Genomic DNA, 26,789 nt, shown 5'->3' with positions numbered 1-26,789 from the left:
TGCCTCCCCATGCCTTTCGGGCGTCCTGCCCCAAAGGCCCAAACAATCATTTTTACGCCATCAGCTTGCCGCAAAGCGCTTTCATATCGTGCGCCTTGTGCAGGGAATACGAATGCAATCGCCTTATCCATCCAATCTTGTTGTCATCACCGGCGGGCCCGGTGCTGGCAAAACCACATTGATCAATTATCTTCATGAACGCGGCTATGAAATAAGCCGCGAAGTCGCGCGCGCCGTGATCGAAGAACAGCAGGAACGCGGCGGCAATGCCCTGCCCTGGGGCGATAATGAAGCCTATGCCGGGTTGATGACGCGCGGCTCGATCCGCGCATGGCAACACGGCATGGGTCAGGACCCGCAAACCGTGTTCTTTGATCGTGGCCTTCCCGATACGCTGGCCCATCGGGAACTTTCCGGTCTACCCGATGACCCCGGCCTTAAACGCGCCATTGAAACCTATCGCTATCGCAAAACGGTTTTCATCCTGCCGCCATGGTCGGAAATCTACAAAACCGACAGCGCGCGAACACAAAGTTTCGCGGACGCCGTCAGAACATATGTCGTTCTGTATCGCACCTATCTGCAATGCGGTTATGAACCGATTGAAATCCGCAAAGGCCCGGTCGAACAGCGCGCCGCCCAGATACTTGCCCGCCTGAAACTTTAATCCGTCTTCGACAATTCAAAAGCCCCCCCATGCCCCGCACCTCAATACGACTCACCATCGCAACCCTAACACTTTGCAGCATGTTTCTGCCCGCGGCCTCCATCTCGGCTATCGCTGCCTGCTATGACTGGCCGCTGCGCGAACGGCACGGTGAATACGCTTATGATGGCGATACCATCTATGTGAATATCCCCGGCCTTCCCGGCGAAATTGCCGAAATGTCGGTACGTGTGCGCGGCGTGGACACCCCCGAAATACGCGGCAAATGCGAAAGCGAAAAGTCCCTTGCGGGCAAAGCCCGCGATTTCGCCCGTCAAAGCCTGAAATCGGCCAAACGCGTTGAATTCTGCGAACCTGAATGGGGTCGCTATGGCGGACGCGTCGTCGCATCGGTGCGCATTGATGGCAAGTCACTCGATCAGGAACTGATCAATCAGGGTCTCGCCCGCCCTTATGACGGCAAAACCAAACGCCAACCCTGGTGCCGAGGGTGATCCGGTCCCAAAATCCATAACTTTGCCGTGAAGGCACTGGACATTGCGCCCAATCCGACCATCTTCGGAAGCATGACCAAATAACGCCTCCCGGAGAAACCATGACGAAATACACCAAGAACCCGGACGCCATCAAAGCCCTTGACGCCAACCAGTATCACGTAACGCAAAACAGCGGCACCGAACCACCGTTTCGCAATGAATTCTGGGATCACAAGGAAGACGGGCTTTATGTCGATATCGTCTCGGGTGAGCCGTTATTCACATCCCGCGACAAGTTTGATTCCGGCTGTGGCTGGCCAAGCTTCACGCGCCCTGTCGAAACAGATCATGTCGTCGCACGCGAAGACAATACCCACGGCATGCGCCGGATCGAAGTCCGCTCCAAACATGGTGACAGTCATCTGGGCCATGTCTTCCCCGATGGCCCCAAAGAAGCCGGTGGCCTGCGCTATTGCATCAACTCCGCATCGCTGCGTTTTATCCCCGTCCGCGATCTAGAGGCCGAAGGATACGGCGAATACAAACCGCTTTTTGATTAAAACAGCAAAGACCGGCACACGCGCCGGTCTTTCTCTATCAAGGCCTTAAAAATCCCCCGGCGCACATTGCAGGCAGGTCAACCCCATGTCGCGCCATTTATCGACTACCCGCTTGCGATCATCGACCACCAGCCAAGGGTTGAAGCCGTCGGCACGGATTTGTGCCAGAAGGTCTTCTTTGACTTCCTCGTCCGTGCGGTGATCGGCATCTTCCGGGCGCAGATACATGCCATCAAACGGAATGCCATGCGCCCGAAGCCATGCTTCGGACCGGTGCTGCCACCCGGCCGGGCGGCCCGAACAAATCACAATCGCCTGCCCGGATTGGTGCAAAACCCGCAAAAGCCGTTCGATATCGGCAATCGGGGCGGCTTTATCCATTGCATCGAAAAACGCATCCCAATGCTTTTCCACCCCATGCACCAGATGCCCCAATTCATCGGCATCGAAATAGGCCAGCGTGCCATCCATATCGAACACCACCGCATCACGCGGGTTACTGATCGAACCGGATATTATGGTTTCTGGCTGGGTCACGCGGAAATCTCCCTGATCAGATCTTCGGTCAAATTTTCATATTCCCATCCCGTTCCGACCGGACGGAACAGAATCGGCGTTGCATTGGCAATACGCGGACCTTCGGCATCAAAACCGGTCATATAAAGAATGCAACGCCCGACACCGGAATGGGCAACCACCACGGTCAAACGGTCGCTTACCTCGGCCAGAGCTGTTTGCATGGCAAACGATACCCGCTGACACATCGCATCGAACCCTTCGCCATTGGGCGGGGTATCGAACCGTGATCCAGCCTCGGCAATCGGGCGGCCTTCAAGGTCACCCCAATGGCGTTCGCGCAACCCGTCAAGAATATGCAAATCATAATCGGGCAAAACCAGCTCGGCTGTTTTGCGGGCCCTGTCCTGCGGGCTGACATAAACCGCCTGCCATTTTCCCATCGCCATCAATGGCGCAATCGCACGCGCCTGTTCGCGACCGGCATTGTTCAATGGCGGCTCGCTTGACCCGGCGATGATTTCGGCCTTGTTGGCATCGGTTTCCCCGTGCCGGATAAACACAAACGGCACTTTCGGAAAATCGAACGTCTTTGCAGGATAAATCATGTCTGGTCATTGCCCATTTACAGATAAAACCGATCCGAAAGCTGTAACCGCCCGTCAAAGCCATCGACAAGGCTAAAGTCCTCGGGACGGCCATTAAACAGCGGCACGATCTGCATCGCGTGGCAATCATTGGCCATCGCGACCACATCATCAAACAACGGATGCACGTTCCAGCGCCGGAAATGCGCATGCCCCTTTTCGACCATGCGGCGCGCCTCGGCTGGCATGAAACCGGTAAAGATTACATGCGCATCGCGGCCCAGCCGTCCGTCCTGCCCCCATTTTTCAATCAGTTCGCCCGCCATGCCATATGTGCCGCACGGCGCGTGACACAAAAGCAATCTGGCATCCGGATTGAAATCACGCGCCTTGTCCTTAAGCCCGCGCAGCTTTTTTATCGCATCAAACGATACATAATCCGATCCGCCATCCCCCAGAACCTGTTTGACCCGGCCATAGCACCGCGCATCCATCGACCAATCGGTCATGCCGTGCTTTTCAAACAGCAATGCCATTTCAGCTGCCCGTCCGCTCGGCGGTACGGGAAACAGGATTTGGCCGTCAAGTTTGGACATCTTGGTCAAAAGCCCGTCGATCCGCACCTGTTGTGTCAGGCGCTCCATGCCATAGGACGCATCCATCAAAACCGTCGCTGCGTCGGGCGGCGTGTCATATAGGAAGTAATCAGACTCCTTGCAGAAATCACCGGTGTAAAGAACCCCGCCGCCCAGTTCGAAATGCAGCCACACCCCGCCAAAGGCATGCCCGGTCCGCCCGGTGGTGACGGTCACACCGTCAACCTGGATTTCCCCATAGGGCGGCAGAATGATCACATTCGCCCCTGCAGGCAGGGATCGCGCCGTGACCTCGGTACAGTAAATCGGTAAACTGGCTGCTATCACCTCCGCCGCGGCACCGATATGATCAACATGGTCGTGAGTAATGAAAACGGCGTTAACTTTGTTCAACCATGCCGGATCAAAACCGCTGTCATTTTCCGGACCGACCCCGCAATCCAGCAACCAGCGCCGATTGAAAAATTCCAACCGCAAACAGGCCGGGCCTTTTTCACCAAGGCCCGATAAAACACGCATCCGGGCAGACATCAGGCGGCCTCAACTTCTGATCGGTTAAATACCCAGCCATCGGAAATCACCAATCCGACGGTTTCGCCGATCCGTGCTCGTTTCGTCGCATAAACCGGTAAAACCTGGTCGGCACCGACCCGCACCTGAAGACGGAACCGACCGCCCAGATAAACGCAATCCTCGACCGAACCGCGCAATGTCCCGGCCTCATCGACCCAGACATCCTCTGGCCGCAAACACAAACCAAGTTCGTTCATATTGCTGGCCGCCTTCTGGCAAATCCGCGCATGGATCGCCGCATCGCCCAATCGCACCGAACACCGTCCGGCACCCCGCATGGATACGTCACCAATCGGCAACACCGCCCCGGCCCCGACAAAGCCCGCGACCATATGATCCGCCGGTTCACGGTAAAGGGTTTCCGGGGCCGCCATCTGACGAATGCAGCCCTTGTCCATCACCGCAATCCGGTCGGCCATGGCCATGGCTTCGGCCTGATCGTGGGTGACGTAAATCATCGTCGCCCCGGCCCGGCGATGGAAATCCAGAAATGCCTGCTGCATGGTTTCGCGCAGATGCACATCAAGGTTTGCAAGCGGTTCGTCCAGCAAAACCGCGCGCGGCTCCATCACCAGACATCGCGCCAATGCAACCCGCTGACGCTGCCCACCCGAAAGTTCCGTCGGGCTGCGGTCGGCATAAGGTTCAAGGGCGACAATCGACAATGCCTCGGCAATTTTCGCCTCACGTTCCGCCCGGCCAAGCCCGCGCACCTCCAACGGATAACCGACATTGCGCGCCACCGACATATGCGGCCAAAGCGCATAGGACTGAAACACGATGCCAAGATTGCGTGCCTCTGGATTGATCATCACCCCGTTGACCGGATCGGCAACTGCCTGCCCGCCCAAGGCTATGACGCCCTGATCGGGTTCCTCGAAACCGGCCAGAAGACGCAGCAACGTCGTCTTGCCACAACCCGACGGCCCCAAAAGGGCAACAAATTCGCCATCATGGATATCAAGCGATACCTGATTGACCGCGCGGTAATCGCCAAAAGATTTGGTAATCCGCGAAAGATTTATGTCTGCCATGGTACAACTCCCTTGGGCAAACGACGTGATGCCAGTTGGAAACCGGTCATCAACGCAATAACAACCAGCACGACCAATACCGCCACGGCCGAGGCCAGAACGGTATCGCCACTGTCATCCAGATTGAAAATCAAAACGCCCAGCGTCTCGTTTCCGGCCGACCACAGAAGGGCCGAAACCGTCAATTCGTTAAACGCCGTCAAAAACACCAGCAACGCCCCAGCCGCTGCCGACGGTGCCGCCAATGGCAGCAGAATATCGCGCAACCGGCGACCAAGTCCTGCACCGCACGCCTGTGCCGCCTCTTCCAATGCCGGATCAAGCTGGGAAAAACTGTTCATCACCGGGCGCAGCGCAATCACCAGAAACCGCGCCAGATAGGCAACAAAAATGATCGCAAGCGTGCCATACAAACTGACATCGATTACCGGAATGCGGATGAACAGAAGAATGCAGGCAATCGCCAGAACCACACCGGGCAAGGCATAAGGCACCTCGACCAGAAGATTGACCATATGGGTCAACCGGGTCGGCCGCCTTACAATCACATAGGCCAGCGGCAAACAGATCGCGACCAGCGTCACCGCCGCCCCGACCGACAACATGAAACTGTTATGGAACGCCCGGATGGTCGATGGCTGAACAAACAGGACTTCGTAAAACGCATCAAAACTGTAATTGGCAAGGCTCAGCTTAACACCAAATGCCGGGACCAGTGCGGTCGCAACCAACGCCATCAACGGGATCACCAGAATGGCGATCAAAACCGTCCAAAGCACCGCTTCAACCAATGTCCTGCGTGCGCCCAACCGGATATCAAGTGGCCGCCCCACCATCCCCATCAGACGATAGTCACGCTTGCCCAGTAACCGGTGATGCACCGCCACACCCAAAATCGCAATCATCCCAATCAGCATCGCCAGCACCGATACCTCGCCCAGAACCGACGGTCCAAATCCGGCCAGCTTCTGATAAATCAGGGTCGGTAATGTCGAATAATTGGCAGGTATCCCCAGCATTGCCGGTATCCCGAAATTGCCAAGGGCCGTGACAAACGCCATCGCCGTCCCAGCGATCAGACCGGGACTGGTCAATGGCAAAATGATCTGCCACCACAAACGACCGCCACGCGCACCTGCCAAACGGGCTGCTTCGATCTGTTCGCGCGGCAGCATGCGCAAATTGGCCCGAAGGGTCAAAAACACAATTGATGCATGCTGAATACCCAGCAAAAGCGCAATCCCCTCGGCCGAATAAAACGGCTGGGGCGATCCCATCGGGGGAGCCATGCCAAGCGCATTCAAAAGCGCACTGCTCGGCCCGGTCAGTTGCACCCACGCCAACGCCGTGATCTGCGGCGGGATCATCATCGGGATCATGAAACAGAAAACCAGCACCGCCTTGGCGCGGATATCGGTCAGCGCGACCAGAAAGGCAAACGCGCCCCCAATCAAAAGCGAAATGATCGTTCCAAGCCCTGCGGTATAAAGACTGTTGGCAGTTGCCCGCCATGTCGTCGAACTGCCCAGAACATCGCGGATGTAAACTGCACTGGGCACACCGCCAACAAACACGCCTTCAATCGCAAGGCGCGCAATCGGTAAAATCGAAATCACGAACACCGGCAATAAAAGCCACGGTAACAACCGGTCCGAAGACCGGTTGCCAACCGTTGGGCTTGCAAAGCCGGGCATGAAGCCGCGAAGGCGACTTGCAGCCTGCATTATTCAGCCCCGAAAATGTCCGCGAACTTTTTCTTGTTCGCTTCTGCCTGTTCCAGGGCCACTGCCGGATTGAAATCCATCAGCTTGATGTCGCTGCGTGCCGGGAAACCTTCCGGCAATGCCATGTCGCCGCGTGCCGGGACATAACCCATGTCCAGAACCAGTTCCTGGCCTTTGCTCGACAGAACAAAATCAACAAACTTGTGCGCCGCATCGACGTTTTTGGCGTCTTTCATGATCGCAACCGGCTCGGTCACATAGGTGACACCCTCGGTCGGGAAGACGAAATCAACCGGCGAACCTTCGGCCTTGCCACGGATCGCAAGGAAATCGACAACCACACCATACGGCTTTTCGCCCGATGCAACGGCCTTGAACACGCCGCCATTACCACCCTGTGCGCGCGCTTCGTTCGCAGCCAGTGCCTGATAATAATCCCAACCCAGTTCCTTGTTTTCCGTCAGGGTCGACAGATGAATAAGGGCCGCACCGGAATAAAGCGGGCTTGGCATCACGACCTGATTTTTCATCGCCGGATCGGCAAGATCGGCCCAGCTTTTCGGGGCTTTCTCGACACCAGTATTATAAACAATGCCGGTCGTAATCAGCTTGGTCGAATAGTAATAACCATCCGCATCATAAAGGGCGGCTTCATAGGCCGATGCTTCGGGCGATTTATACGCCTGCAACAGGCCTTCGCCCTTCATGCCTTCAAGTGTCACGGTATCGGCAATCAGCAAAACATCCGGGCGCGGATCACCTGCCGCAATCTCGGCACGCAGCTTTGCCATCAGCTTGGTGGTGCCATCACGCACCCATTCGACTTCAACATCCGGATAGGCAGCCTTGAAGGCATCGACGGTGGTCTGGGCATCCTGATTTGGCTGGCTGGTATAAAGAACCAGTTTTTCGGCGGCCTGACCAACAACTGGCAGCATCATCGCAGCCGAAGCCACGGCAGCAAGAAGAACGTTACGCATCATCCACATCCCTTGATTGCGTGGGGCGCACCTTTGCGGCCACCCCGAAGGTTTCGTTCGAAAACAATCCGACGGGGACGCTATATGGATTTCGATTTCAGTTGTGTGACAAAGCAAAGAATTAAATGTTTCAACAAGCGTACCGGGCTTTTCAGACACAACCAAGCCTGTCTATACTCCGTGACATCGCGAAACACATGCTTTCGAACGAAAGAATATCAAAGGAAACCAATGTCCGATCCCGTGCCACTTGACCGCCGCCGCGACCGGATTGTCGCCCTTGTCAAATCCTGCGGCTTCATGGCGGTCGAAGAACTGGCACGCCGCTTTAACGTCTCGGTCCAGACAATCCGGACCGATCTGCGCGATTTACAGGAACAGGGGCGCATCTTCCGCCGTCATGGCCTTGCCGGTCCGGCGCCCGATCCGGATAACTCGGCCTATGAAAAACGCGAAGTCTGGAATCGCAGCGGCAAACGCGCCCTTGCCGCCAAACTCGCCGATATCATCCCCGAAGGCTGCACCATCGCGATTGGCACCGGCACCACCGCCGAACTGGCCGCCCAAAGCCTGGCCTCGCACCGCAATCTGACGGTGCTGACCAACAATATCCATGTGGTACTGACATTACAGAACGCGCCCAATGTCACGTTGCGCCTTGCGGGCGGGACCATCCGCACCCGCGATCTTGATATCATCGGGGCTGACAGTGCGGAATTCTTTGGCACCTACCGCGCCGATTTCGGGATTGTCAGTGTCGGGGGGATGTCGGAAACCGGGGACCTGATGGATTTCAACATGGACGAAGTCCGGGCACGTCGCGCCCTTGTCGCCTGCTGCGATCACGCGATCCTATTGGTCGATGAAAAAAAGGTCGGTCGCAAGGCCCTGTGCCGCGATGGTCATGCATCGGATTTCAAAACCGTAATGCTTAACACCGCACCGGGCGATATTTTGCAGCAGCAACTGGTTCGGGGCCGATCACAGGTGATCGTCGCGAACTAGGATCAGGCTGCGCCCTTGCACCCGGTCGCCGACAGTGTCGGTTCTTCGCAGATATTCAAATCACGGCAAACATGCAGGGTATGGTTGGGTGCCACCGCGATCCAGCTATCGCTTTCGGCATCCAGCGGTTCGGACACGACAATCACATGATCCCCACGCTTGCGCCAGTAAAGCGATGGCGGCTTGTCATCGCTGGCATGGCGGATGGCACAAACGCTTTCGCCATTTGACAGGCAGGCGGTGAAACGGAAGGGTGCAGTTGCACCGCGCTCGTTCATCTCACGTTCGACAACTTCGATGGTTTTGCGGATCGCGCGATGCGGATCGGTGCGCAAACCAAATGTCAGCATCAGACAGAAAATAAGCTCGCTATCGGTCGTGCCATGGCGGGTGGCGTAAAATTCATCATCGATCATCGCTTCCAGCACACGCCGCACCAACGGATAATCCCCAATCTGTCCGTTATGCATGAACAGGTAATTGTCATGGGCAAACGGATGGCAGTTGGTGCGGCTGGTTTCGGTCCCCGTCGATGCCCGGACATGGGCGAAAAACATGCCTGATCGGATATGATGGGCAAGCGACCGCAGGTTTGGATCATTCCAAGCCGGAAGGATTTCACGATAAAGACCAGGCGTCTTGCGCTCGTCATACCAGCCGATACCAAACCCGTCGCCATTGGTCGGCGTTTTGGCCTGTTCGGCATGCAGGCTTTGTTCAACAAGGGAATGGCGCGGCTCGAACACCAGTTTTTCAAGATAAACCGGATCTCCGATATAGCTCAGCCAGCGGCACATATGACTTCCCTTGATTGACGTTACGGCATGAAGCGGCGCGACGCGTTATCTATGCCGGGGAACTACATAACGGTCAATGTGATATTTATGGTTTTGGTCGATCTTCCGGCTGCCTTGCGCAATCTGTCCGATACAGTTGGGGATGGATAATAAAAAGAAGAATAAAGCACTTGCCAACCGGGGGGATTATCCGTATTTTCCGCGCCACAAAATGAATCGTGCTGATGTAGCTCAGCTGGTAGAGCGGCGCATTCGTAATGCGTAGGTCGTAGGTTCAAATCCTATCATCAGCACCACTATAACCCCGTCGGGCGAACAGCCCTGCGGGGTTTTTTGTTGCCTTTCCCAGGACGCGATTTGACGTTTTTTGTCACAACCTCCGGTGCTCCCCGTCCTTTTGACATGTGAACCGTCGCAATCCTTGTGAAATCCGGTTCGGCGCAGGCGTGCACCCTCCGCAGCGTTTCGCAAGTGCAACCAGGGGATTGTCAGCATGACCGACAAAGACCAACAGCCCAACAGCACCGAAAATGGCGGAAGCAATCCCGCCGCCACCAACGGCCCCAAAAGCCCGGCCGTCGATAACTGGCCGTGGGCCCATGTGCTGGGTTTCGACACGGCAAAGGAATGGGGTCTTGACGCCGTCATTCCCCGCCCGTCATCGGCCTCCCCGATCCCCGATCCGTCCAGTGGCGCGACCGGCGGCAACAATCCGGGGCCGCTCGATGGGCTATCGGGCCATACACCACTGCAAGGCCAGAATCTGATCGAATATGCCATGCAGAAAATCGAACAAGCCCTTGGCCAGCCGATGCAGGCGGTCCCGCCACTGTCATCTTACAGCTACGACGAATACGGCAACCTGACCACAACGGCGAGCGCGACCGTACCGGCTCCGGCCCCGCAAAACGCGACACCGGAGACATCATCTAACGGCTCCGCCCCCACTGCTGCCGACACCCCCGATAACGGGGACGACGGGGACGACCGGGACGACGATCTCACCGACGAAGAAGTCCCCCCCCGCTTTCAGGATCACGACGATACCTTAACCACGCCAAGCCGCCCGACATCCGGCATGTCCAGCCCCACAGGCCCGCAATCCTATCGCGTTGACCTGATCCGTGATGACGGCCGTGTGACACGGCTCGAAGGCAGCGTGACGTATGGCGATCTTTATCGCCCGCTTCTGCCCGAGCTATCTGGCAATGCCCAAAATGCCCAGACGCCGGACTGGTCGATCACACTTGATCAATTGCCCAACCCCGGCCCTACCGGCAGCGACACGGATGCCATTGTCACCGCACGGCTTGATGCCGCCGAAACCCCGGCTGATATCCGGCAATGGGCGCTATCGGTAGGACCACAAGATATCAACACCGCCCGGCTGGCACTTGATATCCCGGCAACCCTGCCGTCTCTGACACGGGCCAGCATCATCGGTGGATTACCGTCCAGCGAATGGCACATGGCCGCGGCAACACTGGCAGCGGGCGGCGTCAGTACGGACAACTCCGGCACTTCGATCCCGGACGCTGCCGAACCCGTTGCTCCGGCAAGCCTTGGCATGGATCAGCAACTCGGTACGATTGACAGCACGCAGGATCCGTTCATCGCCACCCTGCGCATCACATCGGCCATCACCAGCATCCCGACCTCGATCCCGGTTCAACTGCAATATACAGGTGCTTTGCCCAGCCCGATCTTGCAGGGTGACGTCCCCCTCACGACCGAAACCAGCCTATCGCTTCGCATGCAGGTCATCGCCCCCAACGACGGTAAATCGGGCGCAACCCTTGTCGCGCTGATCCTGCGCGGGGCTGCGTCGGGCTTTTCGGTCACCGCACAACTGCGCGGCGATCACAAAATCTCGACCCCGACCGCGATGCTCGGCTGCATCGATCCGGGCCAGGATACCGAATGCCGCGCCGAAAGCATGATCGCCAATGCAACATCCAGCCTGCAAACCAGCCTGATCAGCATCACCGATACCCCGGACGATGACGGGCTTGCCGCCTATGGGTTTGTGCTGCCCGCACCGTCCGGTAACGACAGCACCACCGACGCAACCCAGACCGACAAACCGGACAAAGGCACAAATATCGCCAAATCAGCCCCGGCGAAGCCAGCATCGGTAAAAGGCAAGGCCGCCATCACTGACAACACCAACAGCCCCCCCGATGCTGACAGCAATAACGGCGATACCGGCACTACTGCCACCAACAGTCCCGGAAAACCGGACAAGGGAGCCTCCTGATGACAAGCGGCCCGAACTTTCCTGGCGTCGAAACGGCAAGCAGTAAAAAGGATGCGGTAAAAAAGGCCTTCAATCAGGAATATCAGGCCACCATGAAAGCCATGGCGAATGCCGCGGACCGTGCGCGTGCGCAAGTTTTGAACCAGAAACTCGCCGCGGGAAGCCACGCACAATCAAGCCAAAGCACAAAAGCCGTCGCAACCGCCCCGAATGCATCGGGCACCAACAACGCGCCATCAACCCCGATCGAGCCGGGCGCAATGGTCATGATCGAAATCGCCAATGAATTGCGCCGCATCATCGTCGCGGAAATTGACATGCGCATGAACCATCTGGCGGGACAGGTCGAACAGGCAATCGCACAGTCAATTCCGCCTGTGGCATCAAATGCACCTTCCGATGCAAAACCCGCGGCCGCCCAGCCTGCCGGAAGCGAAACCGGCACTGCCCAACAAACGCCTCAACCAAATATTCCCGCCACGCCGCAAAGCAACGCGCAAAACCCAAACGCCGCAGCGCCTCCCCAACCTACACCTTCTCCGGAAACCGCCCCGTCGGAAAACACCCGGCCCACAGCACCACAAACTGCCAATGCCGGTTCCGAAAATCCACCAAACGCCGCCCCACCGGCGGATGGATGATTCGGCTTTTGCCAAAGGTTGCAAGTCCGACCTGCAACTCGATCCCGCAGGACGTGGGCCACGACCTAGGCGAGAAATCTGGAAAATATCTTTTAAAACAGAAGGTTAAAGGGTGTCATCTGCGACTTTCCCAGCCAAGAATTGCGCAACCTTAAATAGTATTTTTCTTTTTCTTCACAATTAAGACTGCGCGCCGTCATAATAGTCGCGAGAGACCTAAACAGCCTTTGGTTGTAATCTTTCTGAGGAGGGGTCCGAAGTGCAGTACGAAAAGAATACCGAACAGGGACAGACAGAACTATCGGAAAACGAAATCACGTTTGCCCAATCCCTAGACGATGCCTTGGAAAAGGCATTGGGGACAGGCGACAATGTCACATCAATCTGGTCGCACCTCAAAGATGAACAGCGCGCCAGACTGGCTGCGGACTACCTTGCCGCATTGAATACTGATTCTCGTAAAAGTAGTAATTTTGAAAACAATTCGTCAGCCTCACCCACCACGCCAGAGGCACCGCCAGAAGCACAGCAAGGAACAGCAGCAGCCCACACAGCCCCCCCGCAAACCGGGCCAGAAACCTCTGCCGTGCCGCGTGGTTATCCGGCGAATTTCAATCCATTGGCCGGATTTCCGGGACTGGAACCATCGTCAAACGGTCCAAGCCCAACCGATATCATCGCCGGTAGTCTTGGCAATCCTGGCAGTCTTGCCGGGCTGGCCGGGTTGCAGGGAATGCCGGGAATGCCCGGCTCGCGAGGATCGGGCAACACCGGCAATCAGATCGACCAGATACAGCGATCCCTGCAGGATGCGATGTCGCTGCTGGGCAATCTCGGTTTCGAACAACCGGCTCCTTGCCAGCCCCTTGGCACCCCGCCAACACACGCCCCCCATCCACGAGCATGGCAATCCGATCCCCTCGATGATTCCGACCTTCCCGGTATGGAACCGGCCGCGCCAAATTTCTGGCCGCTCTGGATGGATCAACAGGACAGCCTTCTCAAGCAATGCCTGAAACTGATGTCTGGCAATATGGATGACGCGCAGGATGCACTGTCCGAAGCCATGCTAAAGGCATCGGTAAAGTTCGAGGATTCAATGGACGAAATCCGTAATCACCGCGCCTGGCTGTCACGGATCGTGCACAATGCCTGCATTGATCTGCATCGGCAAAACCGCCGAAAGGCGGAATACAAGGAAGAAAACCACGGCACCGCGGATGCCGCCCTGCCGCCGATTTCCGGTCGCAACGAACCCAGCCCCGAGGAATCATTTCTTGCGACCGAAATGTTCGACCATCTTGAACGCGCCTTACGCGCCCTTCCTGAAAAACTGCGCAAGCCGCTTCTGATGCGATGCGTAGAAGACCGCAGCTACGACGATATCGCGGTCAATCTCGGACTAAGCAATTGTGCCGTGCGTAAACGCGTTCAGCTTGCCCGCGACCATCTGCGTGGCGCAGGCATCCAGTAACCGCACGTGAAACCTGTTTAACGGGCAGAATGACAAATGCCATTCTGCCCGATTCAACGCCGGGCTTGAAAAAGATCCGGCCCGCAAAAGACTTACAGAAATCCCCTTGCTGGCAAAAAAAATCATCCGTCCTGTCACAACCCCGAATTGCCAGCGTCGATAGGGTGAATTCGGGACGGAGAAACCCCGTCAGGATTTCCACCGCAAGCAGCATACGAAGGAGTTTTGAAATGGCGATTCCGACCCCGGTAAACGGTCAAATCACCGATGCCGTCACCCAGGCAAACGTCAAGGTGCTCGGTGATGCCCCGGCCATGGCTATGGGCTCGATCTTCCAGTCACTGGCCCATTCCACGGGCATTCTCTATGAAAATGCCGTCAGCGCCCAGCAGCAGCTTGGCATTTCTTCTCAGGCGGCAACCAACCAGGGTGTCATCCAGATCTATTCGATCGACACCATGGCCGATGCCGTCGCGACCTCGAAAATTGCCCAGAGCGACGTCCCCGACAACATGCTTTCGCTTCTGACCACCCTTCAGGCCGTCAAAAGCTAAGCCCCGTCCTCCAAGACCTCCCCGATTGGGCGGCCCGTTTTCCGACCGGCCGCCCAATATCGTTTCCCGGCAATTCCGCCCGCAGTTTTTGACGGTTTGACGTCACAAAGGCATATCCTCACCGTCAAATGACTGATCGCCGCGCACCACGCGGAACGGGCCGGTTTCCGGCATATTTATCCAGGCAACCAGGAGACAGATTATGGCTGATAATACCCCGGTCAATGGCATGATTACCGATGCAGTGACCCAGGCCAATGTCAAAGTACTGGGCGATGCACCGGCCATGGCCATGGGCTCGCTGTTTCAGTCGCTGGCACATTCCCACGGCATTCTTTACGAAAACGCCGTCAGCAACCAGCAGCAGGTCGGCATCTCGTCGCAGGCTGCAACCAACCAGGGCGTCATTCAGGTCTATTCCGTCGACACCATGGCAGGTGCCGTGGCAACGCAGAAAATCGCAACCAGCGACGTTCCGGACAACATGCTTGCATTGCTGTCCGCCCTGAAGGCAACCACCGGCACCGCAGTGTCGTAAACCTTCATTGGTTTCGCCGCCCGAACCGGCCCGGCATGCAAAAGCTTGCCGGGCTTTTTTTGTGTCACAAATTCCGATCCTCACCGTCATTGCGATGTAGTTCACGCGCCAGCCAAGGAGACCGCGATGGCACCGGCAAATACCGACCCGTCCGACAACAATTCCGACGCAACCTCCGTCGCAGACGCGGTGGAAAATTTGCAGGATCAGGTATCCCATCAGATCAGTGACGCTGTCAGTCTGGTAAATGTTGGCACCCTTGGTGTCGGCCCGGCCTATGCCACCCTTCAATCCATGCTGGCCCAATCACAGGCACAAGGTGTTTTGATGGCCAACATGGTTTCCGGTCAGCGGCAACTATCCATGACCGGCATGGCCACCCTGACCAAAAGCATCGAACAGATGATGTCGCGTCCTAACCGATAAGGATCAAAACGATGAGCAACCCGCGCGAAGTCGACGAACAGATCACCGATGGCGTGACACAGACCAATACCACCGTCATCGGCTCCGCACCCGCCATGGGAACCATGCAGACTTACCTGTCGCAGGCCCAGGCACAGGGCGTGCTGTTTGCAAACATGGTCAATGAACAGCAACAGCTTGCCGTCGCCAGTCTGGCGACCACCATGGAATGCGCCCGCAATACGCTGGCGATCGGGGACAAAGGCCCAAAGTCCTAAGGGGGGATAATAATGGGACAGCAAAGCGCCCCCCCGACCTCAAGAGCGCACCGCCTCCCGCCCCCAAAATACCGGAAGACCCGAACAGCAATATCGAACTGACCGACGACGAACTTAAACGCCAGCAGGACGAATACGAAAGGCAGAGACAGGCCGGACAATAACGGCACTTTAACCGGCTCCGTCGGTTCTGACCCGACCTGCGGACAAACCTTCAAGACAAAGGCATGACGTCATGAGCGATATCGTCAATCCGCAAATCACCGATGCCGTGACTCAGACCAACGTCAAGGTGCTGGGCGAAAGCCCGGCACAGGCGGTATCGATCGCCCTGCAATCGCATTCCCATTCAACAGGTCTGGCCATGGAAAACGCCACCCTGACGCAGGGAAACATGCAACAGGTCGCCAATACCGCAACCTCAAAACTGGTGGCCATGATCACAGCCCAGGCGGGTTGATAAAAAGGTCATCATTCAGGATTTTTGTCACAAAGATCAATCATCTGCGTCAAAACGGGTACGGTCATCGTGACCGCCAAATCGGAGGAAGAAATGGCTATTCCAACCCCAGTGAACGGTCAGATCACAGATGCGGTGACCCAGACATCGGTCAGCGTTCTCGGCTCGGCCCCGGCGAATGCCATGGGCATGATCTATCAAAGTGCCGCGCATTCGACATCCATCCTGTTCCAGAACGCTATCCAGGCCCAGCAACAGGCCTCGATGTGCTCGCAGGCCGCGACCAATATGGGTGTGATGCAGCTTTACTCGGTCAATACAATGGCCGGCGCGCAGGCAACAACCAAGCTGTCGCGATCCGACAACAGCAACACACTTCTGACCCTTTTGGTCATTTTGGCAGCAACTCGCCGGTAGGCAGCATTCGGATGTCACGCGCCGTGCGTGTTATCCGGAAATTTCAGTGAGGGCGTGACATGGCAGACAACACCCCGGTAAATTCCCAGATTACGGACGCGGTCACGCAGACCAACGTCAAGGTTCTGGGCGAGGCTCCGGCACAGGCAATGGGGCTCGTGTATCAGACGATGGCACATTCCATCAGTCTATCGATGCAGAACGCCATGCAAACCCAGGGCGGACTGCAACAGATCGGCAATGCCGTAACCTCCAGTGCGTGCAAAATGATTCTCGACAGCTCCGGTGGCGGCATGGGTGGCGGCGGCAAATCCTGACGCCGCCAACATGATTTCCCACGCCTTAAACGTCCGGCAACTTTGCGCCAAGCTCCTGAAACCGACCTGTTAACGCGATGAGGCCCGTCATGGCTGACGAAAACGAAAATCCCCCAAAGGACACCCCGCCCGCTGGTGGAAATCCCGCCGATGAACAGGGTGCCGCCGATCCCGAAAAAGCCGGAGACAAAACCTCCCCTGCGGCCGATGCCCAGGGTGGCGCTGGTGGCGGCAAAGCTGCCAGCGGCGACACTCCGCCCGCGAATGGTGGCGCTGCTGGCGGAGGAGGAGGAGGCGCAAACAACACACCGCTCAGCACCGCCCTTAACCCGCAAATCGTTCAGGCCGTCGGCACCACCAATCACGCCGTACTGAACGGGGCCGGTCCGGGCGCCAACGGGATCGCCTATCAGAAGGTCGCGCAGGCCGCCGCCTACGCCGTACAGGACAGCACCGATTACATGCGCAACATCATGTCGATGGCGTCTGCCACAACCGGTGTCGCGCTGCAAAAGATGCTGGTGGAAAAAACAACCGATCCCTATGCCGATATCATCAAGGCGGCAACACAGGCCGTCACCGATGCCCAGCAAACATTTACCAATGTCGGCACGGCATCAAGCGGTGTGGTCAAGGATTTCGACAGTATGGCCTAATGGCCTGATGATCGCCAGGCGGGATCACCCCGCCTGCATCAACTGGATACGCTCGCACGCTTCGGTAAAGTCCGGCGCAAACAGTTTCAGGCTCAGACCCGTGCCATGAAGCTCGAAGGCACCCATTTCTTCCGTCGGACAGGAAATGAACTTCGCCACCTGATGACTGACCAGAACCCGTTTGCCAAGCTGCTTGGTCAACTGTTCGATCCGGGCGGCTTCGTTGGCCGCCTGCCCGATCACGGTAAAATCGACCCGGTCAGGCACGCCGACATTGCCGTAAATCACATCACCAACATGCATGCCAAGCCCGTAATCAAAGGCCGGCAATCCGGTTTCTTCGCGCTGGCGGTTAAGCTGATCGATATTAAGCTGCGCCTCGGCTGCTGCGTAAACCGCAGCCGTACAGGCCTGTTCCAGATCCTGCTCATCCTCGCGGATCGGGAAAATCGCCAATGTCGCATCCCCGATATAGCGCAAGACCTGCCCGCCATGCTTCAGGACCGCACCGGCCGTCGCGGCAAAGAAATCATTCATTTCACCTAGAAAAGCATCATCCCCGACACTGGCGGCAACCGATGTCGAATTGCGCATATCGGAAAACCAGATCACTGCCCGCGTCTTGGTACTGTCGCCCAGCTTGATCTGCCCGTCGCGCACCCGATGCCCGGCATCCGAACCCAGATAGGTTTCAAGGATCGTCTTGGTTTCTTCGTGCATGATGCGCATTTTGCACGACACGGCAAAACGGCGCTGGATCGATGACAGGATTGCCAGATCCTCGTCGGTAAAACCGCTGGGCCGACGCGTCATATAGGTCATGAAGATACGGTTCGTACCCAGCGTGCTGTCGCGGTCCGTGGTAAAGGGCGTCATCAGCGCCAGATAATCCGTGCCGCCGGATTTGCGGAAAGTCTGCAAAACATTGAAATCAAGGATCGCCCCCGGCCCGATCAGATGGCGACGCATGAAGGTGACATCGTTATCGGACATCCACTTCATCGGGCTATCAAGCCAGTCGGGGTTCTTTTCGCGTACATCAAGATGCAGCGACCGTTCAACCCGGCCCTCATCCTTGGACCAGATATAGGAAACGCCTTCATAAAGCGGATGCAGGGTCTTGAAACCAACCATGACACGTTCGATCGGAATGCCCGCGGCAACAAGCCGCGACACCATGCCTTCGACAATCGCATCAATATCGGTATCGTCGAGTGCGCGCTCCATCAGCCAGTCATTGACCGCCCGCACAAAGCCACCGCCAGACAGGGCACTGTTCGTACCCGGCAGCGACGTGACATTGTTGTTGGACTTCGTGTTTTCCGGCATGATGGGCTCCGTCCGATTCTTAAGCGACTATGACATGAATATGACATCGCATAAATGGGACAGGCTTGTGATTTCGCAATCGCAAAATCACAAAAACTGCACTTACCGATATTATTCCTGACAAATTTCGGTCAATCTAGCGAAACCTTTTGCCCAAGACCCCGGATCACTGCGCAATCGGCGGAAGGTAAATCCGCGCCAGAAGCCCGCCAGACGGCGCATCTTCCAGATAAATCTCGCCGCCATGCGCCCGGATCGCGGTGCGGGCAATCGCCAGACCAAGGCCAATTCCACCCGTTTCACGATTGCGCGAGGATTCAAGCCGGAAGAACGGCTCGAACACCTGATCGCGCTGATCGGGTGGAATTCCCGGCCCGTCATCACTGACTTCGATCCACATGCCACCATCATCGGCGGGCTTCAACGATACGTCGACATGATCGCCGAATGTCAGGGCATTTGACATCAGATTGCCCATCGCCCGCTTGATCGAAAGCGGACGGCATGGATAAACCCGTGGTTCGCCATCACCCACGAACCGGATCGGTCGCCCGGTTTCGGCAAGGTCTTCGACCGCGGCCTCGATCAGGGCGGCAATATCGATCTTGCGGGTCGCCTCGTTCGCGGTTTCTTCGCGCGCAAAGGTCATGGCCGCTTCGACCATCTGTTCCATTTCATTCAATGTCTCGATGATCCGAGACCGGTTTTCCGCATCCTCGACAAATTCCGCCCGCAGCCGAAGAGACGTGATCGGAGTGCGCAAATCGTGCGAAATCGCGGCCAGCATCCGGGTGCGATCCTCGACAAAACGTTTCAGCCTTGCGGTCATGCGGTTGAACGCCTTGGCTGCACGGCGGATTTCAAGCGGGCCATCTTCGGGCACCGGTTCGGGATAATCACCACGCCCCACCCGGTCGGCGGCCTGTGCCAGAACCGCCCAGGACCGTGTCATGCGACGCGCCAGGAAAAACGCGATGATCCCGATCAGGACCGCCGAAATAACAATACGCAGGATATTTTGCAAAACCGCACGCGGCGGCGGTGCAACACCATTGATCCGCGCTTCCAGCCAGACAACAGGCTGTAGACTTTCAGCCCCCGCCGATCCGGCAGCGTTTACCGTCGCCCCCACCGGGAAGATCGGCACACTGATCTGCATTAATGGTGCGGCAACACAGTCAAGGTGATCAAAGAAACGCGGCCCGTGATGTCCGTCGCGAACAAAGTCATCCTTGCGCCATTTCTTGTCGCGATCATCATCATCATCATCGTCATCGTCACCATGCTTTTCGTGTTTCTTTTTCTCGCGCTCCTCAACCGCCTCACAATCATCCTCCGACAGGATATGCACTCGCGCGGGCACCGCGGGACCGTCAAGCGCCTGATTAAGCCGCTCGCTCAGCGTGTAACTGATATCAGACATCGGCAGGCTGTTATCGGGCTTGTCCGCCAGACGCATGATGCTTTGCGGCGACTGGCCGACCTTCAGGACATCACGCCAGTTTTCCGATGGGGTTGCCGCCAGAATGCGCGAAATGGCCGCAACGCGCGCCAATGCACCGCCACGCCGCTCGCTTAACAACGCATCGCGCCGTTCTTCGGCCAAAAGCAATCCTAACACCACATGGGTCAGAACCACGGCACCAAGGATCAGCAACACCAACTGCCCGACAAGGGTTTCTGGCCATAAACGGGAAATGAAACCGCGCAGTTTCATTTTTTCACCACGTCGCAGGTAAACATATATCCCCCGCCCCAAACGGTTTTGATCAGGGTCGGGTTCTTCGGGTCGGGCTCGATCTTTTTGCGCAGGCGGCTAACCTGATTATCAATACTGCGATCAAACGGAATGGCTTCGCGCCCCTTGGTCAGGTCAAGCAACTGGTCGCGGTTCAGCACCATATTGTGGTGATCGACAAAGGCGCATAACAGGGCAAATTCACCAGCACTCAGCGGCACGACAACATCGTTTTCGTCACGCAATTCATGACGCGTGCGATCCAGTATCCAGCGATCAAAGGCAATTTCACCCCCGGTCTTCTGGCCGCGCCGCCCGCTTGGCAAACTTTGCGCCCGACGAAGCACCGCCTTGATACGGGCCAGCAACTCACGCGGATTGAAAGGCTTTGCCAGATAATCATCTGCCCCCATTTCAAGGCCGATGATCCGGTCGGTTTCCTCGCCAAGCGCGGTCAGCATCACAACCGGCACATCATAATTCTCGCGCAGCCACCGGCAAAGACTCAACCCGTCTTCGCCAGGCATCATCAGATCGAGCACGATCAGATCGGGCAGAACATTCTCAGCCATCAGCTTGCGCAATTCGCGCCCGTCAGACGCCAGCGTCACGCGGTATTCATGCTGGCGCAGATACCGCCCCAGCAGATCACGAATATCGCGGTGGTCATCAACGACGAGAATATGGGCCGGATCACTCATCAAGCTGTGCCTGTCTTTCCAAAGATTATCTGATCCCAGCTTATCGCGCCCGGTGGCCCATCAAAAACAGCAATTTGTATCAGATTGTCGCAAAAGCCGGTTTTGGTAGACATTGCGACCATTTCCCCGGTTTACCGGGATCATTTCGCGACAAATCAGCTTCATAAAGGCCTCAGCCAAACAAAAGTCCCCCAACGAAAAGAGGCCCACATGACCCGTAACAGCAAACTTAAAATCGCATCCCTCCTGATCGCGACCAGCATTGTCGCACCCCCCATCGCCACCGCGCTTGCATCGGGCGGCGATCATCGACCCTGGCAGATGAGCGATGATGACCGTGGCGATGGCCCGAAATTCCGCGATCATGACCGCGACCACCACAAAGGCATGTATGGCAAACATGGCATGCGCCGCAGCACTCCGCTAACGGTCGAGGAAGCCAAAATTCTGGTCGATGCAATGCTTCTGCGTCGCGGCACGACGGAGCTTAAAACCGGCGATGTCAAATCGGTCGATGACGGCGAGGAAATCGAAGTCACCCTGCTGAATGCCAACGGCGATGTTGTCGATACCGTGAGTTTCGATGCCAAATCGGGCCGCCCGGATCGCGACGAAATGCGTGATATGCACCGCATGATGCCCAAACCGGACGCGGAGGACCGCTTTGACCGTCGCTTTACCACTGAACAGATGACCCTTCTGGCCAATGCCATGGTGATCCGGTTTGGTGGCGGTGAACTGACGCTGGGCGAAATCAAGGAAACACCACGCGGCACCTATATCGCGACCATCACCAACAAGGCCGGCGACATCGTTCGCGAAATGGAGCTTAGCCGCGTGACCGGTCGCCCGGTCAGCTAACCGGCTTTGTCAGAACACGCACTTCCCTTCTACCCAACTCCCATTGTCCGGGTCCTTCCCCCACCCAACCGATAGCCCGGACAACACTGGCGCCCCCCTCTCCCCGGGGGCGCCACTTTTTATATTTGCATGACTTTTGGTTTGACGCGCCTTCGATCCCTGATCATTCTGCGTTTTTAGGAACCAAGAAGCTGCATCATGACTGCCACCCACCTTTCCCCCGCCCCACGTACCGCCCTTGAAACCGACATTCCCGCAATCACCAAACTCTGGCAGGAAACCGGGCTTTACCGCCCGTACAATCCGCCGGAATGGGATGTGCGATTTGCGCTCTCGGATCGCAATTCGACCCTGATGGTATGGGAAGATATCAACGGTGTTATCATTGCCACCGCGATGGTCGGCCATGACGGGCATCGCGGCTGGATTTATTATCTGTCGGTTGCACCAAGCCATCAGAAAACCGGGCTTGGCAAAAAGCTGGTTGCCATCGGCGAAGACTGGCTGCGTGAACACGGCGTCTGGCGTATGCAATTAATGGTGCGGTCGGAAAACAGCGCGATGCAGGATTTCTATCGCCATCTTGGCTATCGGGCCCTTGATGTCACGGTCATGCAAAAAGATATAGATTCCCCGCCCGCCGACCGCTGAGAAAAAAACAGCTGTTAAGGTGCAACCGGATGCCCGTGCGGCGTTCGTTCCGGACTGTTGCTGTTGTCATCCCGGTCATCGCGCGTAATTGCCAGTGACGCCCGCGCAATGCGGCGTGCGCGTTCGTATAGCCGGTTGATACGCTCGACCAGCGCAACTTCTGTGCGGTAACGGCGGATATCCGCATCTCTTGGCCCGATCTCGTCGCTGATCCGGCGCAGGGTGACGTCCATTTTTTCGATGAACTCTGCCTTACGAGCCAACACACGATTGGCGGCCTCAACATCGTCACTGGCAAAGGCCGTTAGTGCCTGCTTGAGGCATTCTTCAGAAAAAGTGAATAATTCGGACATTTTTTCACGGCTATCTAATAATGGCAGATTGCGTTCGGCTAACAATCTGCCAACCAGCTCGGTCATTTCCTCGCTGATAATATCGCCGATAGCCTCCAGATGATTGCTGATCGCAAGCTTGTTCAAAAGCCGGTTCTGATCCGATGGCAGCAACTCCGAATGGCGCAGTTTTCCAGCAAACCGCGCAATCGCATCCTGAAGGCTGTCAACCCCGTCATCAAGCTCGGCAATCTTTTCAAGTTTCTCAAGTGTCGGGTTTTGCATGGTTTCGCGCCCACGCCTTACAACATCGCACACGATATCGCCCATATGCATGACTTCTTTGCGCAAAAGCATCAGAGCGGCAGACGGGGTATTGGCAATTTCATTGACCAGAAATTTTGGTGCCGGATCAAGCGGCGGTTCGAACACATCACGCACCGGCACACATTTTTCGATCAGACGCGCAATCCACGGCACAAAGCCGATCATGATCGCGACATTGGCGATATTGAAAATGCTGTGCGCATTGGCGATTTCACGCGCGATGTCGACCTGACCACCCTCCTCGCCCAGAGACACGGCATGGACGAAACCGGCCAGTTGCGGGATAAACGGCAGCCAGATCAGCACCCCGACAACGTTAAAGAACACATGACCAAGGGCGGTGCGCATCGCATCGCGATTCTTGCCAATCGTCACCAGAAGGGCCGTGATACAGGTGCCGATATTCGCCCCGAAGATCAGGGCAATCCCCCCTTCGAGCGGCACAAGCCCCTGCCCTGCAAGGGCAATCACAATGCCGGTCGTTGCCGAACTTGATTGCACAAGGGCGGTAAAGGCCGCAGCAATCGCAATCGACAAAAACGGGTTTGTCATCTGCGCCATCAGATTGATGAAGAGGTCATAGGTGCGAAGCGGTTCCATCGCCTCGCTCATCATGCCCATACCGAAAAACAACAGCCCAAGCCCCAGCAGGGCACGCCCGCCAAGTGACCAGCTTCGATCACGCCAAAACGTCATGACGCCAAAGCCGACCGCAATCATCAACGGCGCGACGGCATCAATCCGGAAGGCGATAATCTGCGCCGTCAGGGTCGTTCCGATATTGGCCCCCATGATCACAGCAATGGATTGGGCGAAGCTCATCAATCCGGCAGAAACAAAGCCGACCACAAGAACAGTTGTCACACTCGACGATTGCACCAGCCCGGTGATCGCCACCCCGGAAAGGACGGCCATAAAACGGTTGCGGGTCATTTTGGCAAGGATCACACGCAACCTTGCCCCGGCCAGCGTTTTAAGCGCCGTTGCAAGATGATCCATGCCATACAGGAAAAGGGCAAGGCCGCCCAAAAGGCCAATCATCATCCAGCCCGGCTGCAAATCCGGCACCGAAGGATCATTGGTTGCCGCAAGGATGCCGCGCATCGGCAGGACAGTCAAAACAGCCGTCAGGGCAGATAAAAAGGCGGATAAGCGAAGGGATGACATCGGCACGGAACCTGCCATAAACTATTGATATGCCATCATAGCACACAGAAATCCCGCGTATAGATCAGACTGGATTCCCGCCATAATGCCTGCCCCGAACCCGCACGGAAAAAATGCGTAATATCGGCCCGACATCGTCGCGCGAACTGGCCGAGATCGGCATTGAAAACCGATCCGACCTGATCAAGGAAGGGCTGGAGGAAACAGCACGCCGCCTGTTGTTCCGCTTTGGCGGGGAAAAACAGATCAGCGTGAATTATCTTTATGCACTTGAAGGTGCCATTCACGACCATGACTGGCGCGATATTACCCCATCGCGCAAACAGGAACTCCGCGATTTGCTGGCACAGTTACGCCGCGAAATCGCGGCGCATTAAGGCCAGCCGATTACTGGGCCGCGATCTGGTCCGATGATACGGATGCCAGACGTTTGCGAAGTCCCGCAATCTGATCTTCTGACAGGCGCAAACCAAGTTTGGAGCGACGCCAGACAAGGTCTTCGACGCCACGCACCCATTCCTGATCAATCAGATAACGCACTTCGGCTTCATACAGGTCATAACCATAACAGACGCCAAGGTCGGCCACGCTGTTGCAGCCATCAAGCAGTTTTTCGATCCTGCTGCCATAGGCACGCAGAAGACGTTTCAGGGTTGCTTCCGGTAACCAGTCATATCGGGCACCATAGGATTGCAGAGCCTTTTCAAAGGATGCATCGGGCAGATCACCACCGGGCAGTACTTCGCCCGCCGTCCAGGGACGATTAGTCACCCCAAGCTGTTTTGAAATCAGTTGCAAGGCATGCTCGGCCAGTTTGCGATAGGTGGTGATTTTGCCACCAAACACATGCAGCGCCGGGGCTTTGCCCTGCCCGGCTTCGAGTTTGAGCGTGTAATCACGCGAGACTTTGGATGCGTTGGCAACTTCGCCCTCGCCCGCATATAGCGGACGCACCCCGGAATAGGACCAGACGACATCCATCACCGAAATCGGTGTTTCGAAATAATCACCAGCCAGCTTGCACAGATAATCGACTTCGTCAGCGCCGATTTCAACCTTGGCCGGATCGCCGTTAAAATCGACATCGGTGGTGCCGATCAAGGTGAAATCATCCTGATAGGGAATGGCAAAAACGATGCGGCCATCCGGGTTCTGGAAAATATAGCAATGATCATGATCGAAAAGTTTCGGAACCACGATATGGCTACCCTTGACCAGACGGATATTTGCCTTGGTTTCGGCATCGACCACACCATTCTCAGGATCAATCAGCGAGGCACACCACGGACCGGCGGCATTGATCAGCATCTTGCCACTAACGATGCGTTCGGCATCGCTGTCGCGATCACTCAGGGTGACCTGCCATTTGCCATCCTGTTGGGTTGCACCGACACAGCGGGTACGCGTCAGGATTTCGGCACCGCATTCGCGGGCATCCATGGCATTCAGAACCACAAGCCGTGCATCATCGACCCAGCAATCGGAATAGACGAATGCCTTGTCCATTCCGGTATTGAGCGGCTGCCCCGCAACGTGCTTGCGCAGTGAAATTCCCTCGCTGCCCGGCAGTTTTTTGCGTCCGCCAAGATGATCGTAAAGGAACAGGCCAAGGCGGATCATCCATGCCGGTCGCAGGCCAGGAACATGGGGCAGAACAAACCGCAGCGGCCAGATGATATGCGGCGCGTTGCCCAGAAGGACTTCTCGTTCGTTCAATGCCTCACGGACCAGACGGAATTCATAATGTTCAAGATAACGCAGACCACCATGGATCAGTTTGGTGCTGGCCGAAGATGTGGCACTTGCCAGATCGTTCATTTCGCACAGCAGGACCCTGAGCCCGCGCCCGGCTGCATCACGGGCGATCCCCGCCCCGTTGATCCCGCCGCCGACAATGATCAGGTCATATTCCGAATGGTTCTGCATGGCATGACTTCCGCGCTTTAGTTTCGATATTGACCATAAAATATTTCATTTTCGAAAATTTTCAAGCGATGAATTGTGACAATTTATAGCCAATAGCAATCAATACCCTTATTTACCGAAGCCAAAACCTCAACACTCGATAAAAATTTCGATTTTGAAAAATTGACAACTCTGGGATCAAATCCCATGAGCCGAAACGAAAAACCCCGCCAAACGGCGGGGCCAGACCGCTGACAAACCCCGTC

At 56.6% G+C, this 26,789-nt stretch carries 30 protein-coding genes and 1 tRNA gene; 19 read left to right on the top strand and 12 right to left on the bottom strand.

The window, feature by feature from the left end:
* Window positions 1-112: 112 nt before the first annotated feature.
* From SMB34_RS13960 to msrB, 3 genes are all read left to right on the top strand, one after another.
* The gene (locus tag SMB34_RS13960; RefSeq protein ID WP_007090398.1) at window positions 113-667 is read left to right on the top strand and encodes an AAA family ATPase; all 555 of its coding nucleotides are present in this window, start codon (window positions 113-115) and stop codon (window positions 665-667) included.
* A gap of 80 nt (window positions 668-747) precedes the next feature.
* Window positions 748-1,161 (top strand): thermonuclease family protein, encoded by a 414-nt coding sequence (locus SMB34_RS13955; RefSeq protein ID WP_037990930.1) that lies wholly within the window; start codon window positions 748-750, stop codon window positions 1,159-1,161.
* Between the two features lie 101 nt (window positions 1,162-1,262).
* On the top strand, window positions 1,263-1,703 hold the full coding sequence (gene msrB, locus SMB34_RS13950; protein WP_007090400.1) for a peptide-methionine (R)-S-oxide reductase MsrB: 441 nt from the start codon (window positions 1,263-1,265) through the stop codon (window positions 1,701-1,703).
* Window positions 1,704-1,748: 45 nt separating this feature from the next.
* Here the strand turns inward: msrB and SMB34_RS13945 are convergent, their stop codons facing one another.
* The 6 genes from SMB34_RS13945 to SMB34_RS13920 are packed head-to-tail and all read right to left on the bottom strand — an operon-like array spanning window position 1,749 to window position 7,713.
* Window positions 1,749-2,240, bottom strand: a complete 492-nt coding sequence (locus SMB34_RS13945; RefSeq protein ID WP_082822713.1) for a phosphatase domain-containing protein — start codon at window positions 2,238-2,240, stop codon at window positions 1,749-1,751.
* A complete protein-coding gene (locus SMB34_RS13940) occupies window positions 2,237-2,827 on the bottom strand; it encodes a histidine phosphatase family protein (RefSeq protein ID WP_037990928.1) in 591 nt (196 codons plus the stop codon). Before SMB34_RS13940 ends, SMB34_RS13945 begins: the two co-directional genes overlap by 4 nt.
* Window positions 2,828-2,844: 17 nt before the next feature.
* Window positions 2,845-3,933 (bottom strand): MBL fold metallo-hydrolase, encoded by a 1,089-nt coding sequence (locus SMB34_RS13935; RefSeq protein WP_037990926.1) that lies wholly within the window; start codon window positions 3,931-3,933, stop codon window positions 2,845-2,847.
* Window positions 3,933-5,009, bottom strand: a complete 1,077-nt coding sequence (locus tag SMB34_RS13930) for an ABC transporter ATP-binding protein (RefSeq protein ID WP_037990924.1) — start codon at window positions 5,007-5,009, stop codon at window positions 3,933-3,935. Before SMB34_RS13930 ends, SMB34_RS13935 begins: the two co-directional genes overlap by 1 nt.
* The gene (locus SMB34_RS13925) at window positions 4,997-6,733 is read right to left on the bottom strand and encodes an ABC transporter permease (RefSeq protein ID WP_037990921.1); all 1,737 of its coding nucleotides are present in this window, start codon (window positions 6,731-6,733) and stop codon (window positions 4,997-4,999) included. The genes SMB34_RS13930 and SMB34_RS13925 overlap by 13 nt, the downstream gene beginning before the upstream one ends.
* Entirely contained in the window at window positions 6,733-7,713 is a 981-nt protein-coding gene (locus SMB34_RS13920) for an ABC transporter substrate-binding protein (protein WP_196871236.1), read from the bottom strand. The genes SMB34_RS13925 and SMB34_RS13920 overlap by 1 nt, the downstream gene beginning before the upstream one ends.
* Before the next feature lie 231 nt (window positions 7,714-7,944).
* On the opposite strand from SMB34_RS13920, the gene SMB34_RS13915 reads away from it, so the two are divergent.
* Complete coding sequence (locus tag SMB34_RS13915; RefSeq protein WP_037990920.1) at window positions 7,945-8,718, top strand: DeoR/GlpR family DNA-binding transcription regulator; 774 nt, start codon at window positions 7,945-7,947, stop codon at window positions 8,716-8,718.
* 2 nt (window positions 8,719-8,720) lie between these two features.
* Here the strand turns inward: SMB34_RS13915 and SMB34_RS13910 are convergent, their stop codons facing one another.
* Window positions 8,721-9,515: a class II glutamine amidotransferase gene (locus SMB34_RS13910; RefSeq protein ID WP_007090408.1), complete on the bottom strand. Its 795-nt coding sequence runs from the start codon at window positions 9,513-9,515 to the stop codon at window positions 8,721-8,723.
* A gap of 220 nt (window positions 9,516-9,735) precedes the next feature.
* On the opposite strand from SMB34_RS13910, the gene SMB34_RS13905 reads away from it, so the two are divergent.
* From SMB34_RS13905 to SMB34_RS13850, 12 genes are all read left to right on the top strand, one after another.
* A tRNA-Thr gene (locus SMB34_RS13905) sits at window positions 9,736-9,811 on the top strand.
* A 197-nt stretch (window positions 9,812-10,008) separates the two neighbouring features.
* Window positions 10,009-11,772, top strand: coding sequence for a hypothetical protein (locus SMB34_RS13900; RefSeq protein WP_037990917.1), 1,764 nt, complete (start codon window positions 10,009-10,011; stop codon window positions 11,770-11,772).
* On the top strand, window positions 11,772-12,413 hold the full coding sequence (locus SMB34_RS13895; RefSeq protein ID WP_037990915.1) for a RodZ family helix-turn-helix domain-containing protein: 642 nt from the start codon (window positions 11,772-11,774) through the stop codon (window positions 12,411-12,413). Before SMB34_RS13900 ends, SMB34_RS13895 begins: the two co-directional genes overlap by 1 nt.
* A 259-nt stretch (window positions 12,414-12,672) precedes the next feature.
* Entirely contained in the window at window positions 12,673-13,887 is a 1,215-nt protein-coding gene (locus SMB34_RS20705; RefSeq protein WP_051682307.1) for an RNA polymerase sigma factor, read from the top strand.
* 230 nt (window positions 13,888-14,117) lie between these two features.
* Entirely contained in the window at window positions 14,118-14,441 is a 324-nt protein-coding gene (locus tag SMB34_RS13885; protein WP_007090412.1) for a RebB family R body protein, read from the top strand.
* Between the two features lie 202 nt (window positions 14,442-14,643).
* Window positions 14,644-14,979, top strand: a complete 336-nt coding sequence (locus SMB34_RS13880) for a RebB family R body protein (protein ID WP_007090413.1) — start codon at window positions 14,644-14,646, stop codon at window positions 14,977-14,979.
* A 126-nt stretch (window positions 14,980-15,105) separates the two neighbouring features.
* Complete coding sequence (locus tag SMB34_RS13875; RefSeq protein WP_037990913.1) at window positions 15,106-15,405, top strand: RebB family R body protein; 300 nt, start codon at window positions 15,106-15,108, stop codon at window positions 15,403-15,405.
* An 11-nt stretch (window positions 15,406-15,416) separates the two neighbouring features.
* The gene (locus SMB34_RS13870) at window positions 15,417-15,662 is read left to right on the top strand and encodes a RebB family R body protein (protein WP_007090415.1); all 246 of its coding nucleotides are present in this window, start codon (window positions 15,417-15,419) and stop codon (window positions 15,660-15,662) included.
* A gap of 235 nt (window positions 15,663-15,897) precedes the next feature.
* On the top strand, window positions 15,898-16,122 hold the full coding sequence (locus tag SMB34_RS13865) for a RebB family R body protein (RefSeq protein ID WP_007090416.1): 225 nt from the start codon (window positions 15,898-15,900) through the stop codon (window positions 16,120-16,122).
* Between the two features lie 93 nt (window positions 16,123-16,215).
* The gene (locus SMB34_RS13860) at window positions 16,216-16,539 is read left to right on the top strand and encodes a RebB family R body protein (protein ID WP_037990938.1); all 324 of its coding nucleotides are present in this window, start codon (window positions 16,216-16,218) and stop codon (window positions 16,537-16,539) included.
* Window positions 16,540-16,598: 59 nt separating this feature from the next.
* Entirely contained in the window at window positions 16,599-16,856 is a 258-nt protein-coding gene (locus tag SMB34_RS13855) for a RebB family R body protein (protein ID WP_007090418.1), read from the top strand.
* Between the two features lie 89 nt (window positions 16,857-16,945).
* Entirely contained in the window at window positions 16,946-17,512 is a 567-nt protein-coding gene (locus SMB34_RS13850; RefSeq protein ID WP_007090419.1) for a hypothetical protein, read from the top strand.
* Between the two features lie 24 nt (window positions 17,513-17,536).
* Here the strand turns inward: SMB34_RS13850 and SMB34_RS13845 are convergent, their stop codons facing one another.
* From SMB34_RS13845 to SMB34_RS13835, 3 genes are all read right to left on the bottom strand, one after another.
* A complete protein-coding gene (locus tag SMB34_RS13845; RefSeq protein ID WP_007090420.1) occupies window positions 17,537-18,841 on the bottom strand; it encodes an adenylate/guanylate cyclase domain-containing protein in 1,305 nt (434 codons plus the stop codon).
* Window positions 18,842-19,007: 166 nt separating this feature from the next.
* The gene (locus SMB34_RS13840; RefSeq protein ID WP_037990910.1) at window positions 19,008-20,558 is read right to left on the bottom strand and encodes an ATP-binding protein; all 1,551 of its coding nucleotides are present in this window, start codon (window positions 20,556-20,558) and stop codon (window positions 19,008-19,010) included.
* Window positions 20,555-21,280 (bottom strand): response regulator, encoded by a 726-nt coding sequence (locus SMB34_RS13835; protein WP_037990909.1) that lies wholly within the window; start codon window positions 21,278-21,280, stop codon window positions 20,555-20,557. Before SMB34_RS13835 ends, SMB34_RS13840 begins: the two co-directional genes overlap by 4 nt.
* Window positions 21,281-21,490: 210 nt before the next feature.
* Here SMB34_RS13835 and SMB34_RS13830 point away from each other — a divergent pair, with 210 nt between their 5' ends.
* The gene (locus tag SMB34_RS13830) at window positions 21,491-22,141 is read left to right on the top strand and encodes a hypothetical protein (RefSeq protein ID WP_007090423.1); all 651 of its coding nucleotides are present in this window, start codon (window positions 21,491-21,493) and stop codon (window positions 22,139-22,141) included.
* Window positions 22,142-22,339: 198 nt separating this feature from the next.
* Window positions 22,340-22,792, top strand: coding sequence for a GNAT family acetyltransferase (locus tag SMB34_RS13825; RefSeq protein WP_037990907.1), 453 nt, complete (start codon window positions 22,340-22,342; stop codon window positions 22,790-22,792).
* Window positions 22,793-22,806: 14 nt separating this feature from the next.
* Here SMB34_RS13825 and SMB34_RS13820 read toward each other — a convergent pair whose 3' ends face one another.
* Window positions 22,807-24,618 carry a Na/Pi cotransporter family protein gene (locus tag SMB34_RS13820; RefSeq protein WP_240478833.1) on the bottom strand — a complete coding sequence of 604 codons (1,812 nt, stop codon included), beginning with the start codon at window positions 24,616-24,618 and terminating at the stop codon, window positions 22,807-22,809.
* Window positions 24,619-24,731: 113 nt separating this feature from the next.
* Here SMB34_RS13820 and SMB34_RS13815 point away from each other — a divergent pair, with 113 nt between their 5' ends.
* Window positions 24,732-24,995, top strand: a complete 264-nt coding sequence (locus tag SMB34_RS13815; RefSeq protein WP_037990905.1) for a TfoX/Sxy family DNA transformation protein — start codon at window positions 24,732-24,734, stop codon at window positions 24,993-24,995.
* Window positions 24,996-25,005: 10 nt separating this feature from the next.
* Here the strand turns inward: SMB34_RS13815 and glpD are convergent, their stop codons facing one another.
* Window positions 25,006-26,544, bottom strand: a complete 1,539-nt coding sequence (gene glpD, locus SMB34_RS13810; protein ID WP_007090427.1) for a glycerol-3-phosphate dehydrogenase — start codon at window positions 26,542-26,544, stop codon at window positions 25,006-25,008.
* Window positions 26,545-26,789: the final 245 nt, after the last annotated feature.

Origin of the sequence: Thalassospira permensis NBRC 106175 (genome assembly GCF_000714555.1) — a bacterium.
GTDB lineage: Bacteria > Pseudomonadota > Alphaproteobacteria > Rhodospirillales > Thalassospiraceae > Thalassospira > Thalassospira xiamenensis.
The sequence above is the reverse complement of the archived record's forward strand: the minus strand, read 5'-3'. Positions and strand labels throughout refer to the sequence as shown.

Bases quoted from the DNA above. Each gene is read 5' to 3' on its own strand.
- SMB34_RS13960 (WP_007090398.1), top strand. From the start codon at position 113: ATGCAATCGCCTTATCCATCCAATCTTGTTGTCATCACCGGCGGGCCC.
- SMB34_RS13955 (WP_037990930.1), top strand. From the start codon at position 748: ATGTTTCTGCCCGCGGCCTCCATCTCGGCTATCGCTGCCTGCTATGAC.
- msrB (WP_007090400.1), top strand. From the start codon at position 1,263: ATGACGAAATACACCAAGAACCCGGACGCCATCAAAGCCCTTGACGCC.
- SMB34_RS13940 (WP_037990928.1), bottom strand. From the start codon at position 2,827: ATGATTTATCCTGCAAAGACGTTCGATTTTCCGAAAGTGCCGTTTGTG.
- SMB34_RS13935 (WP_037990926.1), bottom strand. From the start codon at position 3,933: ATGTCTGCCCGGATGCGTGTTTTATCGGGCCTTGGTGAAAAAGGCCCG.
- SMB34_RS13930 (WP_037990924.1), bottom strand. From the start codon at position 5,009: ATGGCAGACATAAATCTTTCGCGGATTACCAAATCTTTTGGCGATTAC.
- SMB34_RS13925 (WP_037990921.1), bottom strand. From the start codon at position 6,733: ATGCAGGCTGCAAGTCGCCTTCGCGGCTTCATGCCCGGCTTTGCAAGC.
- SMB34_RS13920 (WP_196871236.1), bottom strand. From the start codon at position 7,713: ATGCGTAACGTTCTTCTTGCTGCCGTGGCTTCGGCTGCGATGATGCTG.
- SMB34_RS13915 (WP_037990920.1), top strand. From the start codon at position 7,945: ATGTCCGATCCCGTGCCACTTGACCGCCGCCGCGACCGGATTGTCGCC.
- SMB34_RS13910 (WP_007090408.1), bottom strand. From the start codon at position 9,515: ATGTGCCGCTGGCTGAGCTATATCGGAGATCCGGTTTATCTTGAAAAA.
- SMB34_RS13900 (WP_037990917.1), top strand. From the start codon at position 10,009: ATGACCGACAAAGACCAACAGCCCAACAGCACCGAAAATGGCGGAAGC.
- SMB34_RS13895 (WP_037990915.1), top strand. From the start codon at position 11,772: ATGACAAGCGGCCCGAACTTTCCTGGCGTCGAAACGGCAAGCAGTAAA.
- SMB34_RS13885 (WP_007090412.1), top strand. From the start codon at position 14,118: ATGGCGATTCCGACCCCGGTAAACGGTCAAATCACCGATGCCGTCACC.
- SMB34_RS13880 (WP_007090413.1), top strand. From the start codon at position 14,644: ATGGCTGATAATACCCCGGTCAATGGCATGATTACCGATGCAGTGACC.
- SMB34_RS13875 (WP_037990913.1), top strand. From the start codon at position 15,106: ATGGCACCGGCAAATACCGACCCGTCCGACAACAATTCCGACGCAACC.
- SMB34_RS13870 (WP_007090415.1), top strand. From the start codon at position 15,417: ATGAGCAACCCGCGCGAAGTCGACGAACAGATCACCGATGGCGTGACA.
- SMB34_RS13865 (WP_007090416.1), top strand. From the start codon at position 15,898: ATGAGCGATATCGTCAATCCGCAAATCACCGATGCCGTGACTCAGACC.
- SMB34_RS13860 (WP_037990938.1), top strand. From the start codon at position 16,216: ATGGCTATTCCAACCCCAGTGAACGGTCAGATCACAGATGCGGTGACC.
- SMB34_RS13855 (WP_007090418.1), top strand. From the start codon at position 16,599: ATGGCAGACAACACCCCGGTAAATTCCCAGATTACGGACGCGGTCACG.
- SMB34_RS13850 (WP_007090419.1), top strand. From the start codon at position 16,946: ATGGCTGACGAAAACGAAAATCCCCCAAAGGACACCCCGCCCGCTGGT.
- SMB34_RS13845 (WP_007090420.1), bottom strand. From the start codon at position 18,841: ATGCCGGAAAACACGAAGTCCAACAACAATGTCACGTCGCTGCCGGGT.
- SMB34_RS13840 (WP_037990910.1), bottom strand. From the start codon at position 20,558: ATGAAACTGCGCGGTTTCATTTCCCGTTTATGGCCAGAAACCCTTGTC.
- SMB34_RS13835 (WP_037990909.1), bottom strand. From the start codon at position 21,280: ATGAGTGATCCGGCCCATATTCTCGTCGTTGATGACCACCGCGATATT.
- SMB34_RS13830 (WP_007090423.1), top strand. From the start codon at position 21,491: ATGACCCGTAACAGCAAACTTAAAATCGCATCCCTCCTGATCGCGACC.
- SMB34_RS13825 (WP_037990907.1), top strand. From the start codon at position 22,340: ATGACTGCCACCCACCTTTCCCCCGCCCCACGTACCGCCCTTGAAACC.
- SMB34_RS13820 (WP_240478833.1), bottom strand. From the start codon at position 24,618: ATGTCATCCCTTCGCTTATCCGCCTTTTTATCTGCCCTGACGGCTGTT.
- SMB34_RS13815 (WP_037990905.1), top strand. From the start codon at position 24,732: ATGCGTAATATCGGCCCGACATCGTCGCGCGAACTGGCCGAGATCGGC.
- glpD (WP_007090427.1), bottom strand. From the start codon at position 26,544: ATGCAGAACCATTCGGAATATGACCTGATCATTGTCGGCGGCGGGATC.